Below are 15,545 nucleotides of genomic sequence, written 5' to 3'. Positions count from 1 at the left end.
GCAGAGACGGGCCACGGACTCCGACAGCGGGCCGGGCGCCGCCGGGTCTGCGGGCTGCGTGCGCGAACTCACCGCCGTCCTCTCCGCTCGACCGCGTTCCAGCTCGACCACGTCCTGGTCCACCGGGGCGCGGCGGCGGGCCCCGCCGACGACCGCGCCGCGCCACCGCTCCGACGAGCGCCCATCCTGCCACGGAGGGCACCGCGGGCAGCGCGCACAGTGTCCCCTCGCCCGGAGGGCTCCCTACGACCTGAGGGGGACGAGCGGTCTCGTGCCGCGGGGCGACGCAGCGCAACGGGACGGGACCCTAGGCTCGAGGTCGTGCGCCGACTCAGTCTCTGGTTCCGTTCCCACCCGCTCGCCGGCGACGTCCTGCTGGCCGCGGGCGCGGCGCTGTTCGCCCTGCTCGTGTGGGGCGCGTACACCCCGGACTGGGCGAACCGGCTCGCCCAACCGGTGAACGGGCTGCTGTGCGTCCTGCCGCTCGTGGTGCGGCGGCGGTACCCGTTGCCGGCCGCCTGCCTGGTCCTGGCCGGAGGCGTGCTGATCTCCGGGATGAGGGCGCCCATGTACGTCGCGGAGCTGACCGCGGCGATCATGCTCTACACGCTCGTGGTGGAGGTGGGTCGGCGGTCGGCGGCGCTGTACGGGGCGGGAATCGTGGTCATGTCCGCGGTGCGGCCGCTCTTCCTCGTCCAGGAGCAGTGGCTCGAAATGCTCCCGTACTTCGCGGTCCTGGCCGGGTTCCTCGTCGGCACCGCCTGGTCCCTCGGCGAGTTCGTGGGTGCCCGGCGCAGCTACCACCGGGCCGTGGAGCAGCGCGTGCGCAGCCTCGAGTTCGAACGCGACCAGCGGGCTCGGATCGCCGTGGCCGAGGAACGCAACCGCATCGCCCGCGAGATCCACGACGTGCTCGCGCACTCGGTCAGCGTGATGGTCAGCCAGGCCGACGGCGCCGCCTACGCGCTGCGCGGCAACCCGCAGGCGGCCGAGCAGGCGCTGCAGTCGATCGGCGACACCGGGCGGACCTCGTTGAACGAGCTGCGCAACCTGCTGCGCGTGCTGCGCAATCCCGAGGACGACGGCGCGCAGGCCCCGCGGCCGGACAGCGGCGGGCTGCGCGACCTCGTGGACGGGGTGCGGCGCCTCGGCCTGCGCGTGCGGCTCGACCTGGAGGGGGACTTCGACGACCTGCCCGCCGGGGTCGGGCTGAGCGTGTACCGCATCGTGCAGGAGTCCCTGACGAACACGCTCAAACACGGCGGGCAGGCCGGCGAAGCCGTGGTCACCGCCCGCAACGACGGCCGGTTCGTGCAACTGGAGATCACCGATGACGGCGCGCCCGGTGCCGACCCGCTCGCCGGTGTCGACCCGCTCGCCGGGGACGAGCAGCGCACCGCGCAGATCACCGAGCGCCATGAGCACACTGCCGAACGCAACGGGAACGGCGGGCACGGCGTGCTGGGCATGCGCGAACGCGCCGCGCTGTACGGCGGCAGCCTGGATGCCGGCCCCCGCCCGGACGGCGGCTGGCGGGTGCACGCCCGCCTGCCCCTCACGCCGGTGGCCGCCTGAGCGGCCCCGGTCGGGGTGGGCAACGCCACCCGGGCGCCGTGCACGGGAATCCGCCGCAGCGGTGGCGACGTCCTATGCTGGGAGGTGTGCTCCGTGTGCTCCTCGTCGACGATCAGCAGCTCATGCGCATGGGTTGGCGCATGGTGCTCGACGCGCAGGAGGACATGACCGTCGTCGGTGAAGCCGCCGACGGGGCCGAAGCGGTGTCCGCGGCCGCGGAGCACAGGCCCGACGTGGTGCTCATGGACGTGCGCATGCCCGGCGTCGACGGGGTCGAGGCCACTCGCCGGATCCTCCGCGAGGACACCGCGCGGGTGCTGGTCACGACGACCTTCGACCTCGACGAGTACGTCCTGTCCGCGCTGCGCGCCGGAGCCAGCGGGTTCCTGCTCAAGGACGTGCCGCCGGAAGGGCTCGCCTCCGCCGTGCGTTCGGTGGCGGACGGCGACGCGGCCGTGTCGCCGAACGTGACCCGGCGGCTGCTGGACCGGTTCCTCGGTGCCGAGCACGCGCCCTCCCGCGACCCCGAGGTGCTGCAGGCGCTGACCGAGCGGGAGCGCGAAGTGCTCCGCCTGGTCGCCACCGGGCTGACCAACACCGAGATCGCCGGGGCGCTGGTCGTGTCCGAGGCCACGGTGAAAACCCACGTCGGTCGCGTGCTGTCCAAACTGGAACTGCGGGACCGGGTGCAGGCCGTGGTCCTCGCCTACGAGACCGGCCTGGTGAAGCCGGGCGCGGCGTGAGCGCCGCCGAACCATCCGACGACGAAGGTGGCTGATGTGTCCGCTCCGCAACTAGTAGCGCTCGACATCGACGGCACCGTGCTCGACCCGGAGACGCAGCGCGTGTCCGCTCCGGTGCGCGGGGCGATCCGGCGTGTCATCGCGGCGGGCAGCCACCTCGTCGTCGCCACCGGGCGCAGCCTCCTCGGCACCGTGCCGATCCTCGACGAGCTGGACCTCGACGGCGGTGTCGCGCTGTGTTCGAACGGTGCGATCACCGTGGACGTGGCCGCCCGGGAAGTGCTGTCCATAGCGACCTTCGACCCGTCGGCCGTGCTGCCGGAACTCACCCGGCGCCTGCCCGGGGCCCGCTACGCCGCCGAGCAGGTCGGTTCGGAAAGCCTGGTCACGGAACCGTTCCGCACCGACGAGCTGCACGGGCACCAGCGTCTGGCCACTGTGGAGGAAATCGGGCAGCGGGCGGTGCCGCGGCTGATCGCGTACTGGACGGGGCGCAGCCCCGAACAGGCCCGCGCGGCGCTGGCCGGCGCCCGACTGCCGTGCACCGTCACCGTCGACCACGAATCGGCGTGGGTGACGCTCGTGCCCGAAGGCATCACCAAGGGCAGCGCGCTGGAGAAGCTGCGGGTCGAGCTGGGCATCGACAGCGAGGCGACGTTCGCCGCGGGCGACGGCGACAACGACATCCAGATGCTGCAGTGGGCCGCCCACGGCGTCGCCATGGGGCAGGCCCCCGAGGACGTGCGGGCCGCGGCGGACGAAGTCGCCGGCCGGGTCAGCGCCGACGGGCTGGTCGACGTCCTCGCCCGCTGGTTCTGAACGCCGCCGCAAGTCTGCATCGGGTGTGATCTTCGCCTCCTCGGTGGCCGAATGCACGTCGCGTGCCCGCAACTCCTGCGCAGCTGCCGCGGGGTGGTTGCGGGGCGTCTACGACCTGGGGATGACGCGGATTCCAGCCCTGAGGCCGATGTCCGCGCGGCGGCCCGTTCGGCATCGTGGATCCTGATGGCGGTGACGCCGCGGGCGGCATCACCGGCGGAACTCGACTCGGGCGGCGCGGGTGACGACGGCCCAGCGAGAAACGGAGAGCAGACCATGATCGAGGCGAACGGCCTCACGAAGCGCTACGGCGACAAGACCGTGGTGCGCGACCTGAGCTTCACCGTGCGACCGGGGAAAGTGACCGGATTCCTCGGCCCGAACGGCGCCGGGAAGTCCACCACGATGCGCATGATCCTCGGACTCGACCGACCCACCGCCGGCGACGTGCGCGTGGGCGGCGAGCACTACCGGGACCTGAAACGACCGCTGCGGACGATCGGCGCCCTGCTCGACGCGAAGTGGGTGCACCCCAACCGCTCCGCGCGCACCCACCTGCGGTGGCTGGCGCGCAGCAACGAGATCCCGCGCAGCCGCGTGGAAACCGTGCTGGACCAGGTCGGACTGTCCGAAGTGGCCGATCGGCGCGCCGGCGGGTTCTCCCTCGGCATGTCGCAACGGCTCGGCATCGCCGGCGCGCTGCTCGGCGACCCGGGCATCCTCATGTTCGACGAACCGGTCAACGGCCTCGACCCCGAGGGCATCCACTGGATCCGCCGGTTCATGCAGGGCCTGGCCGCCGAGGGGCGGACCGTGCTGGTGTCCAGCCACCTGCTGTCCGAAATGGCGCAGACGGCCGAGGAGCTCGTCGTCATCGGACGCGGTGAACTGCTCGCCCAGTGCCCCACCGAGGAGTTCGTGCACCGGGCGGGCGCGCAGAGCGTCGTCGTGCGCTCGCCGCAGATCGACCGGCTCGCCGCGGCGCTGGCCACCGCCGGCGTCACCGCGCAGCGCAACGACGACGACGCCTTGGAGGTGCACGGGGCCAGCACCGACCAGGTGGGCGAGATCGCCGCGCAGCAGAGCTGCGTCGTGCACGAACTGGCCACGCGGAGCGGATCGCTGGAAGACGCCTTCATGCGCATGACCAGCGAAGCGGTGGAGTACTCCAGCACCGACGAACCGACCGGCGCGCACGCGCTCAGCGGGGTGAAGTGACATGACGTTGTTGGCCGTCGAACGCACGAAGCTGTTCTCCACGCGCTCCCCGTGGTGGTGCGCGGTCGTCGCGCTCGCGCTCACCATCGGGTTCGCCGCGCTGCTGGCCGGGTACGCGCGCGGCCCCGTGTCGCTGCAGATGAGCCTCGCCGGTTACCAGCTCGGGATGATGGTCGTCATGGTGCTGGCGGCGCTGGCCGTGACCACCGAATACCGCTTCGGCACGATCCGTGCGACGTTCCTCGCCGTGCCCGACCGCGTGTCCGCGCTCGTGGCGAAGACCTGCGTCGTGGCTGCTACCGCGTTCGTGATCGGTGAACTCGCGGCGTTCGGATCACTCGGCGTGACCGCGCTGCTCGCGTCCGAATCGGATCTCGCGCTCAGCGGGGCCGCGGAGTGGCGGCAGGTGGCCGGTGTCGGGCTCGTGTACGTCCTCGCCGCCGTGCTCTCCGTCGGGGTGGGCGTGCTGCTGCGCCAGTCGGCCGGTGCGGTGACACTGCTGCTGCTGTGGCCGCTGCTCATCGAGTCGCTGGTGATGATGATCCCGAACATCGGCGAGGACCTGTACTCGTGGATGCCGTTCCACGTCGTCGACACGTTCCTCGGATCGGTGCACAGCGCGGGCATGGCCAGTGATGTGCCGTTCGGACCGTGGGGATCGTTGGCGTACTTCGCCGTTTTCGCGGTGCTCGTGCTGGCCATCGGGCTCGGAGTCGTCCGCCGTCGTGACGCGTGAGCAACGCGAACCGCCCATGATCATCTGATCGTGGACTTCGGCGGGAGGGGTGATGACGAAGCGTTACCCATCCCGGCCGAGAGGCTTGTCACGTTGGCCGATAGGATCAGGGCAAAGATCGCGCCAGCGGCTTGCCGGTCCACAGTGGTGCACCTGCGGTTGTCGGGTCCACCTGGGACGCCGGGGTGTTCCTGCGACACCGGCCGATGCGCGGAAGAACGACCGACTGCACCAGCGCTCGGGGGCGCCGGCGGTCGGACGGGGGAAGGACCCGGGCTGTCATTCGGGGGACGGCCCGGGTCCACATTTTTCCGCGGCGCCGAGCGGGGGAGTCCGCGGATTGGCTGACGTTGGGGAAGCGGCTCCGCCGCTTACCCGGCGAACGGTGCGACCAAGCAGTCGACCACCGATCCGCGCGGCTGCTTGAGCCGGCTGCGGACGGAATCCGCGACAGCGCTCCACCGCCGCGCCCGGCCCTTCGGCGGGCGTGGCGTTCAGAAGCTGGGGCGGGCGATGAGGACCGGGCAGGCAGCGTGCCGCACGCACTGCTCGGCGACCGAACCGAGGAGCAGGCCGGCGAAGCCGCCCCGGCCGCGGTGCCCCACCACCAGCAGGTCCGCGTCCCGCGAGGCCGTCAGCAGCGCTTGCGGCGACGGGGAGTGCACCACGTGGATCTCCATCGGGACCTCGGCAGTACCGACCGTCTCGCTGACGATGCGTTGGGTGTCCTCGCGCACCGCCTGCTCGAACTGCTCCATGCTCGGCATGACCTGGGTGGGCACGTCCGCTGGCCGCGGGGCGGTGCGGATGCTCCACGCGCGCAGCACGTTCAGCACGGCCCCGCGCAGGCGTGCCTCCTGCACGGCCAGCACCAGCGCCTGCGCCGCGGAGGCCGAGGAGTCCAAGCCCACGACCACACCACCGTCGATGCGCACCTTTTCCACCGTCTGCTCCGCCATGCGTCCACTGCACCCGCACCGAGCGGTGTTGTCGAGCTGGGAGCTCCGAGTCCGGCCACGTCGTTGCGGACCCGTGATTTTGGACACATCGATTTTCGCTGTGCGATGCTCGTCTAACCTGGTGGCAAGGTGGTCGCGCGGTGCGACTGCGGCAGGGCAGCGCCCCGGTCGTCCTCCGGGCTGGTGGTCCTGTGCGGCCCGGTCGTCGCACCGGTGCTTCGACCGCCGCGGGCGTCGGCTCGGTCGCGGTGCAGCGATCGGTCGTGCGCGCCGTTCGAGCGGCGGGCACGGGCGCCCACGACAACTTCAGCAACGGATCGGAGCCGCCTCACGCGGGTGCGCTCTGCGCCAACAGCAGATGGGGTGGACCAATGACGCATTCGCGAACGGGTCGCGAGCGAGGGTTCGACGAACAGGATCGCCGCACGAGCGTGACGGTCCAGCTGGAACCGGTGCCCGAACTGGAGTGGTCACTGGCGACCGAAGGTCACCCCACCGCGCCTGTCGACCCCCCGCTGGGGCCGGCGGCCGTTCGCCGCGGATGGATCCACACCGCTCCGGAAGCGCGTGTGCTCGCGCTGTACCGCGAACTCCGCGACCGCGAATCCACCGAATCCCCGCTGCGCGCGCCCTGGTGGCTGCGCGTGCTGGACCGGGGCGGGCTCGCTTCCCGCCGCGAGGGGTTCGCCTTCGAGGACGAGGTGCACGCGGCGCTGGGGCGACGCGACGGCTGGGTGTTCGTGCCCTGGACGATCTTCGGCGACACCGGTTACTGGGAGTACGCCCCGTCCGATCGGGAGCCGGTGAAGGTGCCCACCACCGTGCTGTGCACTGACGAGCACCCCGGATGGCTGAACGTGCTGCCGGCCCACGGCGATGTGGAGCCGCCACCGGTCCCGTTGGACGGAACCAGCGGGCTGCTCTCGGCGATCACGCGGATCGAGTCCTGGTGAGCCCGTCGCGGGGTGGCCGCATCCGGTAGCTGCGCCGGGTGGCCGGTGCATTTGCCATACTGGTTCCTTGTGAATTCTTCTGACCAGCGGATTCGTCCTGCTCGATCGGTCGTCAGCTACGTCCACCGCGGCGGGCGGATGACCACGGGCCAGCAACGAGCCTGGGACCAGCACTGGTCCGCCTGGGGAACGGAGGTCACCGCCCTGCCGGAGGGGCCGGTGGACTTCGACTCCTGGTTCGGCCGGTCGGCGCCGCTCGTGCTGGAAATCGGTTCGGGCATGGGGGAGACCACCGCGCAGCTCGTGGGGAACCGTCCCGAGGTCAACTACGTGGCCGTCGAGGTCTACAAGCCCGGACTCGCTCAGCTGCTCTCCCGTGCGGTCAACGCCGGCCTGACCAACCTGCGGCTCCTGCGGGGCGACGCGTTGGAACTGCTGCGGCACCACGTACCGGAGGACGCGCTGGACGAGGTGCTGATCTACTTCCCCGACCCGTGGCCGAAGAAGAGGCACCACAAGCGTCGGCTCGTGCAGGGCCCGGCGATGTCGCTGATCGCCTCGCGCGTCGCGCCCGGCGGCATCGTCCACCTCGCCACCGACTGGGAGGACTACGCCGAGCAGATGCGCGAGGTCTGCGATGCCGAACCGCTGCTGCGCAACCGCTACTCGGACGAGCCTGCGCACGAATCGGTGGGCGACTGCGCCGACGACTCGGCGGAGGAATCCGCGGACGAGTCCGCCCACGAGTCGTGCGGGTGGGCACCCCGGCCGGAGTGGCGTCCGGTGACGAAGTTCGAAACACGCGCCCAGGAGGAGGGGCGCGTCGTGTACGACCTGATCTACGAGCGCCGCTGAGGACTCCGTCGCGGGCTCCGCGGGGAGCCTCCGCGGGGAGCCTCCGCCGGGAGACCGGTCGTCGTCTCCGCGTGCTCGGTGCTCAGTCCTGGCGGCAGCGGGTGGGGGCGCGCCGAGCGGCCAACCACTCGCCCAGATCGCCGAGCACGGCGCTGGCCGCCATGGCCACGAGGATGACCAGAGCGATCGCTGTGCCGATCACGGACAGGACCTGTACGAACATCGCTGCTCCTTCGGTGCGGTTCCCACCGGCTGCCGCGTTGCCGGGTGTCGCGTTGCCGGGTGTCGAGTTGCTGGTTGCCGTGCTGCTGGTTGTTGCGTTGCCGGCTGCTGCATGCCGGGTGTTCCTCCGGATTTCCGGTGGTGTTCCCAGCGTCGCGCTCCTCGGGCGGTTGACGAATCGGCCGAACGGTCGGAGGAACTTGTCCGAAAGGCCGGGCATCGACCGGTCCGCTCCCCGGGCGCTGCTCCGTCCGCGTGAGGGACCCGTTCGGGCGTAGGTCGGCAGGGTGAGCGCGGCTCGCGGGAGAAGATCGCCGCCTGCGGGAAATCGTCCGATCGGTCGGCGAGCTTGACCGTTCGACCGGGGTCCGTGCACTGCTCGTCCCCTACCGTCGGAGTCGTGAACACGCGTGCGCCGCATTCAGGTTCCCGGGCATCGGCCGGTCCGCCGGCGAATCCTCCGCCCCGCGGTGACCGCCGCGCGCCGTCCGGGCCGTCCGTCGCGCGGGCCGCCCTGCACTGGGCGGGAGCACTGCTGCGCGAGCAGTGGATCTTCGCCGCGCTGCTCGGACTGACCTGGTGCGGGGACGTGCTCCTGCTGGTGAGCGGGGGTAGCGCGGCGCTGGTGGCCGTGCCCGGGCTGACCGCCGTGGCGGTGCTGGCCCTCCTCGCCCGCCGCGCGCCCGTGACGTGCGGGCTGGCGGGCGCGGCCGTGCTGGCCGGCGCGACGTTGCTCGTGCGCGTCGACCTCCTCCCCGCGCCGGAGGGGTTCGGCCCGCTGCCGGTGCTGCTGGGGACCCGCCCGACGGAGAACCTCGCCGGGCTGCTGTTCGTGCTCGCGCTCCACCGCGGTGCGACGTTGCTCCGCGCGTTGCCGGTAACCGCTGCACTGGTGCTCAGCGCCCTCGCGGCGGTGGCCCTGCGCGGCTCGTCCGGCACCGCTGCCGATCCGCTGTGGCTGGGGTTCCTGCAGCTCATCCTCGCCGCCGGCACCGGTCTGTACCTGCGCAACGCGTTCGGCGGGCAGGGCACCTTCAGCGCGCTGCTGCGGCAGCAGTGGCCCGTCATCGCAGCGCTGTGCATCCTGCTGTTCTTCCAAGTGGCGAACGGGCAGGCCGGCCCGTACACCGTCCTGGTCCAGGTTCTCGGCTGCGCGGTCATGGGGGTGTTCGCGGTGCTGGCCCCGATGCGTCCGGTCGAAGCCTCCGGACTCGCCGCGGTCACGCTCGTGACGACGGCCGTGCTGCTGCGACTGCTGGGCGAGCCGACCCTCGGGCTGCTCGGACCGATCCCGGTCGCCGGGGTGGGTGCCGGAATGGTGCTGGTGGCCATCACCGTGCGCACCGTTGATCGGGCCACGGCGGCACGGGTCGTCGCCGGTCTCGTCGCCGCAGCCCTGGTCGCCCTGTTCGGCATCCCGGGGCAGGTGAACTACTTCGACCCGCGCGTGGCCGCGGCCCCGCTGTTCTTCGGCGGCCTGCTGCTGGTGACCGCCATCGGAACCGGCATGTACTTCCGCTCGCGGGACGCGGATCGCGCCCGATCGGTGGAGGCGGCGATCGGGTTGGCGCAGCAGAACGAACGCATGTCGCTCGCGCGCGAGCTGCACGACATCGTCGCCCACCACGTCACGGGCATCGTCGTGCAGGCCCAGGCGGCGCGGATGGTCGCCGAACGCGACCCCGGGGCGGCCACCCAGGCGCTCGACCGGATCGCTGACAGCGGCACCGAAGCGCTCACCGCCATGCGGCGGATCGTCGCGGGCATGCGCGAGGAGGGCGCGGAAGAGAGCGCGACCACCGATCTCGAGGCCGACGTGCGCGCACTCGTCGACGAGACGCTGGGGTCGCGGGCGCGACCACGCGTCTCACTGGCGACGGAGCTGGCGGAAGCGGTGCCCCAAGAGGTCGCGCGTTCGGCTCTGCGCGTGGTCCAGGAGGCGCTGACGAACGCGGAAAAGCACGCGTTGGACATCACGCACATCGACGTGCACCTGCGCACCGGCGACAACGAGCTGCGTGTCCGGGTGCGCGATGATGGCACGGGGCTGCGGCGGCAACCGGCCGGCGGTTCGGGCGGCTACGGTCTGGTCGGGATGCGTGAACGCGTCGAGTTGCTCGGAGGCACGTTCGAGGCCGGCCCGGCCGAGGACGCCGGCTGGTGCGTCGACGCGGTGATGCCGTTGGTCGAGAAGAACGGGAACCGGGGGTCATGACCCGAGTGCTGATCGCGGATGACCAGGACATGGTGCGTGCGGGCTTCCGCATGATCCTCGATTCGCAGGAGGACATCGAAGTCGTCGGCGACGTGGGCGACGGCGTCGACGCCGTGCGCATGGCCCGGGAGCTTCGTCCTGACGTGTGCTTGATGGACATCCGGATGCCGGGAATGGACGGTCTGGAAGCCACCAGGCAACTCGCGGGATCCGGTGTCACGGAGCCCGTCAAGGTCGTGGTGGTGACGACCTTCGACCTCGACGAGTACGTGGATCAGGCGCTCCGCAACGGAGCCAGCGGCTTCCTGCTCAAGGACGCCGGGCCCGCACTGCTGATCGAAGCCGTGCACGCGGCCGAGCGGGGTGACGCCTTGGTCTCGCCGCAGATCACCGTCCGGCTGCTGAGGCACTTCTCCAACAAGCCGGGACGCAGCACCGAGGCGCACCAGCCGAGCGAGGAGCTCACGGAGCGGGAACTGGACGTCGTCCGCGCCACGGCTCGGGGTTTGACCAACAGCGAGATCGGCCAGGAGCTGTACATGTCGCTGTCCACCGTGAAAACGCATCTCGCAGCGGCGCAGGGAAAGATCGGCGCCCGCAACCGGGTGGAAACCGCGGCCTGGGCATGGCGCCGCGGCCTGATCGAGGAGTGAACCGACCGCTGCGATCGCGCGGTGCTGGCCTTCCGGCTGAGGGGGATCAGCCGGAAAACCGAGGTGCGAGTCCTGTTCAAGGGACGATGCTGGGGGTATGCGACTACGAGCTCGTGATGGTGTGTATCTGGCGGTGATCCTCGGTGTGGCCGTGGCGGCAGGACTGGTGATGACGATGACGTTGTCCACGTTCACCTAGCGCTGCTTCACTGGCGGCTCTCCGAGGCCTGCGCGAGCGATACGGCACAATCGCCCCATGGCGACGACACCTCTGCGTCTGCACGCCCCACTGGTTCTGCCGTGCGACCAGGCATGTTCGGTGATCCGGGATGCTGTTGTGGACGTCGACCAGCACGGGCGCATCGCGTACTGCGGACCGCGTACCGCGGCACCGGAGTGTCCGCGGGACGCCGCTGTCCAGGACTGCGACGGCATCCTGCTGCCGGGATTGATCAACGCGCACGCCCACAGCCCGATGACGCTGCTGCGCGGCATGGGTGGGGATCTCCCGCTGATGCGGTGGCTGCAGGAGGTCATCTGGCCTGCCGAAGCCCGCCTGCGGCCCGCCGACGTGCGCATCGGCATGGAACTCGGGTGCGTGGAAATGCTGCGCGCGGGGGTGACCACGAGCGCCGAGATGTACTTCGCCGGTGAGTCCGTGGTCGAAGGGGTGCTCGCGATCGGATCGCGCGTCGTGCTCGCCGGCGCGGTGATCGACCTGCCCGATCTCAGCGGCAGCGGTGGCTGGAACGGCATGGTCGAGCAGATCGACCGGTGGATCGACGCGGACGGGCGCCGGTTCGGACCTGGGCAGCGCATCGAGCTCGCCTACGGTCCGCACTCCGCGTACATGCTGCCGATGGAGGCCCTCGAAGCGGTCGGTGAAGCCGCACAGCAGCGCGATGCGCTCGTGCACACGCACGTGGCGGAAACGGCGGCCGAGGACGCGCAGCAACGCGCCGAGTTCGGCTCGGTGCCTGCTCTGCTGGACAAGCTCGGTGTGCTCAACGGCCGCGTGCTCGCAGCGCACGGCGTGTACCTCTCGGCGGAGGACCGGGCGTTGCTCGCGCGCCGCGGCACCGGTGTCGCGCACTGCCCGGGTTCGAACGCGAAACTCGCCTCGGGCACCGCTTCGCTGGTGGAACTGCTCGGCTCCGGTGTTCACGTGGGACTGGGGACCGACGGGCCGTCGAGCAACGACGACCTCGACCTGTGGGAGGAGATCCGCCTGGCTGGACTGCTCTCGCGCACGGTGACGGGCGATGCCACGGCGCTGAGCGCGAAGCAGGCGCTGCTCTCCGCGACGCGGGGCGGGGCAGAGGCACTGCGGCGCGATGATCTCGGGACGCTGGAATCGGGGCGTTGGGCGGATCTCGTGCACCTCGACGTGGACACGCCCGCCTTCGCCACCGGCTTGGACGCGCCGGACGAACAGGTCGTGGCGAACGTCGTGTGGGCAGCGGGATCGCGGTGCGTCCGGGACGTGTGGGTCGCGGGTGAGCAGGTGCTGCACGACAAGGAGCCGACCAGGGTGGACCGCCGCCACGTGCAGGCCGCCGCGCGCACGTCGGCGCAGTACATCCGCGGTTGAGCCGGTGGCGGACCGCGCGCCCGTCGCCACGGGCAGCGCGGCCCGCCGTCCGAAGTCCCCGTCCGAAGTCCCCGTCCGGAATCCCCGTCCGGAACCGCCGGCGCTCAGGTGCGGCGGAGCACGATCTCCGTCAGGTGCGCGTCGTCGTCGGCGTGCACGGACGAGACGATCGACCGGGCCACGGAGTCGGGCTGCAGGTACCCGTGCGGTTCGTAGCTGCCGCCTTCCTGGCGACGCACGTCGCGTTGCATGTCGGTGGCGACGCGGCTGGGGAAGATCGACGTGACCTTCACGCCGTGCTGTGCTTCCTCCGCGCGCAGCGAGTCGGCGAAACCGCGGAGCGCGAACTTGCTCGCGGCGTAGGCGCTCCAGCCGGGTTTGGCGGACATGCCCGCGCCCGAGTTGACCAGCACGACGTGTCCGCGGGCGGTGCGCAGCGCTGGCAGGAGCTGCCGGGTGAGCTCGGTGACGGCGAACAGGTTCACGTTGAACGTGTGCTGCCACGTGTCCGCGGGCACTTCTTCGATCGTGCCGAGGTCGGCGACCCCGGCGCTGTGCACGAGCGCGTCGAGGCGGTCGAACTGCTGGGCCGCTTCGGCGACGGCTGCGTAGTCGGTGAGTTCGAGGGGCCACGCGGTGCTGCCGGGGATGTCCCGGCTGAGCTGCTCCAGCGCGGTGCTGTCACGACCGCCGAGGAGCACGTCGTGCGTTTCGGAGAGAGCGCGCGCGGTCGCCGCGCCGATACCGCGGGAGGCGCCCGTGACCAGGGCTAGCGGACGTTCGGTCATAGGGGGACGGTATCGCCGCTGACTCATCGCGCTGCGCGGACGGGCGCGTTCAGTGCGCGTGTCGGGCGCGTGTCGGGCGCACTCGGGTGGCCGGAGCGAGACGGCCTGCTGCTGCGTGCTCGCATCACCCGGACGTGATTACGCCGGCCTGAACGGTCGAGGAACGTTCCACGAAGGTGTGCATTCCGATTGACCTGGTGTTTTGTGTGTGGTGGGGGTGGGTGTTGGTGGGGGTGTGGGGTGGGTGTAGATTGTTTTGTGCTGGCGACGGAGCGGGCTGATTTCGGGGTTTCCTGCGGGTTTTCGTGGGGGCTGTGGGGTTGGTTCGGTGTTGCTGGGTGTTGTTTGAGGTTGATGACAATCTGAGCATGGTTGCCGTGGTGGGCGTGGTGGTTCTGCCTGTGTGGGGTGGGGTTGCTGGGTCTGCTTGCTCCTGGTGGTCGGGTGGGGTTGTTTTCCCCCCGGTGTTGGGGGTGGGTGTGGCGCGGTGTTAGGGTTGTTGTTGTGCCGCCGTTTTGGTGGTGTGTTCTTTGAGAACTCGACAGCGGATGTTTGTGTGACGCGTGTGCGTGGCTCTTTTGTTTTTGCTGGGATTTGTTGTTGGAGAGTTTGATCCTGGCTCAGGACGAACGCTGGCGGCGTGCTTAACACATGCAAGTCGAACGCTGAAGCCTGCTTCGGTGGGTGGATGAGTGGCGTACGGGTGAGTAACACGTGGGTAATCTGTCCTGCACTCGGGGATAACCTTGGGAAACCGGGGCTAATACCGGATGGGCACACGGCTCTCGCATGGGGGTGTGTGGAAAGCGGTTACGGTGGTGCAGGGTGTGCCCGCGGCCTATCAGCTGGTTGGTGGGGTAAGGGCCTACCAAGGCGACGACGGGTAGCCGGCCTGAGAGGGTGATCGGCCACACTGGGACTGAGACACGGCCCAGACTCCTACGGGAGGCAGCAGTGGGGAATTTTGCGCAATGGGCGGAAGCCTGACGCAGCAACGCCGCGTGGGGGAGGACGGCCTTCGGGTTGTAAACCTCTTTCGGTTCTGACGAAGCTCTGCGTGTTCGTGGGGTGACGGTAGGGGCAGAAGAAGCACCGGCTAACTACGTGCCAGCAGCCGCGGTAATACGTAGGGTGCGAGCGTTGTCCGGATTTATTGGGCGTAAAGGGCTCGTAGGCGGTGTGTCGCGTCGGTCGTGAAATCCTGCCGCTTAACGGTGGGCGTGCGGTCGATACGGGCACACTTGAGTTCGGCAGGGGAGACTGGAATTCCTGGTGTAGCGGTGAAATGCGCAGATATCAGGAGGAACACCGGTGGCGAAGGCGGGTCTCTGGGCCGATACTGACGCTGAGGAGCGAAAGCGTGGGGAGCGAACAGGATTAGATACCCTGGTAGTCCACGCTGTAAACGTTGGGCGCTAGGTGTGGGGACTGTCGTGGTTTCTGTGCCGTAGCTAACGCATTAAGCGCCCCGCCTGGGGAGTACGGCCGCAAGGCTAAAACTCAAAGGAATTGACGGGGGCCCGCACAAGCGGCGGAGCATGTGGATTAATTCGATGCAACGCGAAGAACCTTACCTGGGTTTGACATCCATCAGATTGCCTCAGAGATGGGGTTTCCCTTGTGGTTGGTGGACAGGTGGTGCATGGCTGTCGTCAGCTCGTGTCGTGAGATGTTGGGTTAAGTCCCGTAACGAGCGCAACCCTTGCCCCATGTTGCCAGCGGGTCGTGCCGGGGACTCGTGGGGGACTGCCGGGGTGAACTCGGAGGAAGGTGGGGATGACGTCAAGTCATCATGCCCCTGATGCCCAGGGCTTCACACATGCTACAATGGCCGGTACAGAGGGTGGCGAGTCCGTGAGGGCGAGCGAATCTCGAAAGCTGGTCGTAGTTCGGATCGGGGTCTGCAACTCGACCCCGTGAAGGCGGAGTCGCTAGTAATCGCAGATCAGCAGTGTTGCGGTGAATACGTTCCCGGGCCTTGTACACACCGCCCGTCACGTCATGAAAGTCGGTAACACCCGAAGCCCATGGCCCAACCGGATTCCGGGAGGAGTGGTCGAAGGTGGGACTGGCGATTGGGACGAAGTCGTAACAAGGTAGCCGTACCGGAAGGTGCGGCTGGATCACCTCCTTTCTAAGGAGAAACCCGTGAGTGTTTCGGGGAGTGTCCTCGAGGCGTGTGGTGTGGGTTTCGTGTTGGTTTTGTGGTGTTTTGGGG

General features: G+C 69.8%; 13 protein-coding genes and 1 rRNA gene. 11 read left to right on the top strand and 3 right to left on the bottom strand.

Going from position 1 to position 15,545, the window contains the following annotated elements; all coding sequences use genetic code 11:
- Positions 1 to 321: 321 nt before the first annotated feature.
- The 5 genes from ACVGV2_RS20195 to ACVGV2_RS20175 all read left to right on the top strand — a co-directional run bounded on the left by ACVGV2_RS20195 (position 322) and on the right by ACVGV2_RS20175 (position 5,091).
- Positions 322 to 1,575, top strand: coding sequence for a sensor histidine kinase (locus tag ACVGV2_RS20195; protein WP_459163915.1), 1,254 nt, complete (start codon positions 322 to 324; stop codon positions 1,573 to 1,575).
- An 86-nt stretch (positions 1,576 to 1,661) separates the two neighbouring features.
- On the top strand, positions 1,662 to 2,318 hold the full coding sequence (locus tag ACVGV2_RS20190; protein ID WP_459163914.1) for a response regulator: 657 nt from the start codon (positions 1,662 to 1,664) through the stop codon (positions 2,316 to 2,318).
- Positions 2,319 to 2,354: 36 nt separating this feature from the next.
- A complete protein-coding gene (locus ACVGV2_RS20185) occupies positions 2,355 to 3,137 on the top strand; it encodes an HAD family hydrolase (RefSeq protein WP_459163913.1) in 783 nt (260 codons plus the stop codon).
- Positions 3,138 to 3,413: 276 nt separating this feature from the next.
- Complete coding sequence (locus tag ACVGV2_RS20180; protein ID WP_459163912.1) at positions 3,414 to 4,355, top strand: ABC transporter ATP-binding protein; 942 nt, start codon at positions 3,414 to 3,416, stop codon at positions 4,353 to 4,355.
- Between the two features lies 1 nt (position 4,356).
- Positions 4,357 to 5,091: a hypothetical protein gene (locus ACVGV2_RS20175; protein WP_459163911.1), complete on the top strand. Its 735-nt coding sequence runs from the start codon at positions 4,357 to 4,359 to the stop codon at positions 5,089 to 5,091.
- Between the two features lie 494 nt (positions 5,092 to 5,585).
- On the opposite strand, the gene ACVGV2_RS20170 is transcribed toward ACVGV2_RS20175, so the two are convergent.
- Positions 5,586 to 6,050: a universal stress protein gene (locus ACVGV2_RS20170; protein ID WP_459163910.1), complete on the bottom strand. Its 465-nt coding sequence runs from the start codon at positions 6,048 to 6,050 to the stop codon at positions 5,586 to 5,588.
- A gap of 431 nt (positions 6,051 to 6,481) precedes the next feature.
- On the opposite strand from ACVGV2_RS20170, the gene ACVGV2_RS20165 reads away from it, so the two are divergent.
- Both ACVGV2_RS20165 and trmB read left to right on the top strand, forming a co-directional pair.
- Positions 6,482 to 7,003 (top strand): hypothetical protein, encoded by a 522-nt coding sequence (locus tag ACVGV2_RS20165; protein ID WP_459163909.1) that lies wholly within the window; start codon positions 6,482 to 6,484, stop codon positions 7,001 to 7,003.
- A 69-nt stretch (positions 7,004 to 7,072) separates the two neighbouring features.
- Positions 7,073 to 7,858, top strand: coding sequence for a tRNA (guanosine(46)-N7)-methyltransferase TrmB (gene trmB, locus ACVGV2_RS20160; RefSeq protein WP_459163908.1), 786 nt, complete (start codon positions 7,073 to 7,075; stop codon positions 7,856 to 7,858).
- Positions 7,859 to 7,940: 82 nt separating this feature from the next.
- On the opposite strand, the gene ACVGV2_RS20155 is transcribed toward trmB, so the two are convergent.
- On the bottom strand, positions 7,941 to 8,081 hold the full coding sequence (locus ACVGV2_RS20155; RefSeq protein ID WP_459163907.1) for a hypothetical protein: 141 nt from the start codon (positions 8,079 to 8,081) through the stop codon (positions 7,941 to 7,943).
- 399 nt (positions 8,082 to 8,480) lie between these two features.
- Here ACVGV2_RS20155 and ACVGV2_RS20150 point away from each other — a divergent pair, with 399 nt between their 5' ends.
- The 3 genes from ACVGV2_RS20150 to ACVGV2_RS20140 all read left to right on the top strand — a co-directional run bounded on the left by ACVGV2_RS20150 (position 8,481) and on the right by ACVGV2_RS20140 (position 12,539).
- Positions 8,481 to 10,295, top strand: coding sequence for a sensor histidine kinase (locus tag ACVGV2_RS20150; protein ID WP_459163906.1), 1,815 nt, complete (start codon positions 8,481 to 8,483; stop codon positions 10,293 to 10,295).
- Complete coding sequence (locus ACVGV2_RS20145; RefSeq protein ID WP_459163905.1) at positions 10,292 to 10,948, top strand: response regulator; 657 nt, start codon at positions 10,292 to 10,294, stop codon at positions 10,946 to 10,948. Before ACVGV2_RS20150 ends, ACVGV2_RS20145 begins: the two co-directional genes overlap by 4 nt.
- Positions 10,949 to 11,204: 256 nt before the next feature.
- The gene (locus ACVGV2_RS20140) at positions 11,205 to 12,539 is read left to right on the top strand and encodes an amidohydrolase family protein (protein WP_459163904.1); all 1,335 of its coding nucleotides are present in this window, start codon (positions 11,205 to 11,207) and stop codon (positions 12,537 to 12,539) included.
- Positions 12,540 to 12,643: 104 nt separating this feature from the next.
- Here the strand turns inward: ACVGV2_RS20140 and ACVGV2_RS20135 are convergent, their stop codons facing one another.
- Positions 12,644 to 13,327, bottom strand: a complete 684-nt coding sequence (locus ACVGV2_RS20135) for an SDR family oxidoreductase (RefSeq protein WP_459163903.1) — start codon at positions 13,325 to 13,327, stop codon at positions 12,644 to 12,646.
- Between the two features lie 597 nt (positions 13,328 to 13,924).
- Between ACVGV2_RS20135 and ACVGV2_RS20130 the strand changes: the two genes are divergently transcribed.
- Positions 13,925 to 15,461 (top strand): 16S ribosomal RNA (locus ACVGV2_RS20130).
- Positions 15,462 to 15,545: the final 84 nt, after the last annotated feature.

It is taken from the genome of Bounagaea algeriensis (assembly GCF_054491375.1).
This window is presented reverse-complemented; position numbering and strand designations above follow the sequence as displayed.

What these genes read in the sequence shown, in the direction of transcription:
- ACVGV2_RS20140 (WP_459163904.1), top strand. Translation starts at nt 11,205, where the DNA reads ATGGCGACGACACCTCTGCGTCTGCACGCCCCACTGGTTCTGCCGTGC.
- ACVGV2_RS20170 (WP_459163910.1), bottom strand. Translation starts at nt 6,050, where the DNA reads ATGGCGGAGCAGACGGTGGAAAAGGTGCGCATCGACGGTGGTGTGGTC.
- ACVGV2_RS20180 (WP_459163912.1), top strand. Translation starts at nt 3,414, where the DNA reads ATGATCGAGGCGAACGGCCTCACGAAGCGCTACGGCGACAAGACCGTG.
- ACVGV2_RS20145 (WP_459163905.1), top strand. Translation starts at nt 10,292, where the DNA reads ATGACCCGAGTGCTGATCGCGGATGACCAGGACATGGTGCGTGCGGGC.
- ACVGV2_RS20155 (WP_459163907.1), bottom strand. Translation starts at nt 8,081, where the DNA reads ATGTTCGTACAGGTCCTGTCCGTGATCGGCACAGCGATCGCTCTGGTC.
- ACVGV2_RS20135 (WP_459163903.1), bottom strand. Translation starts at nt 13,327, where the DNA reads ATGACCGAACGTCCGCTAGCCCTGGTCACGGGCGCCTCCCGCGGTATC.
- ACVGV2_RS20175 (WP_459163911.1), top strand. Translation starts at nt 4,357, where the DNA reads ATGACGTTGTTGGCCGTCGAACGCACGAAGCTGTTCTCCACGCGCTCC.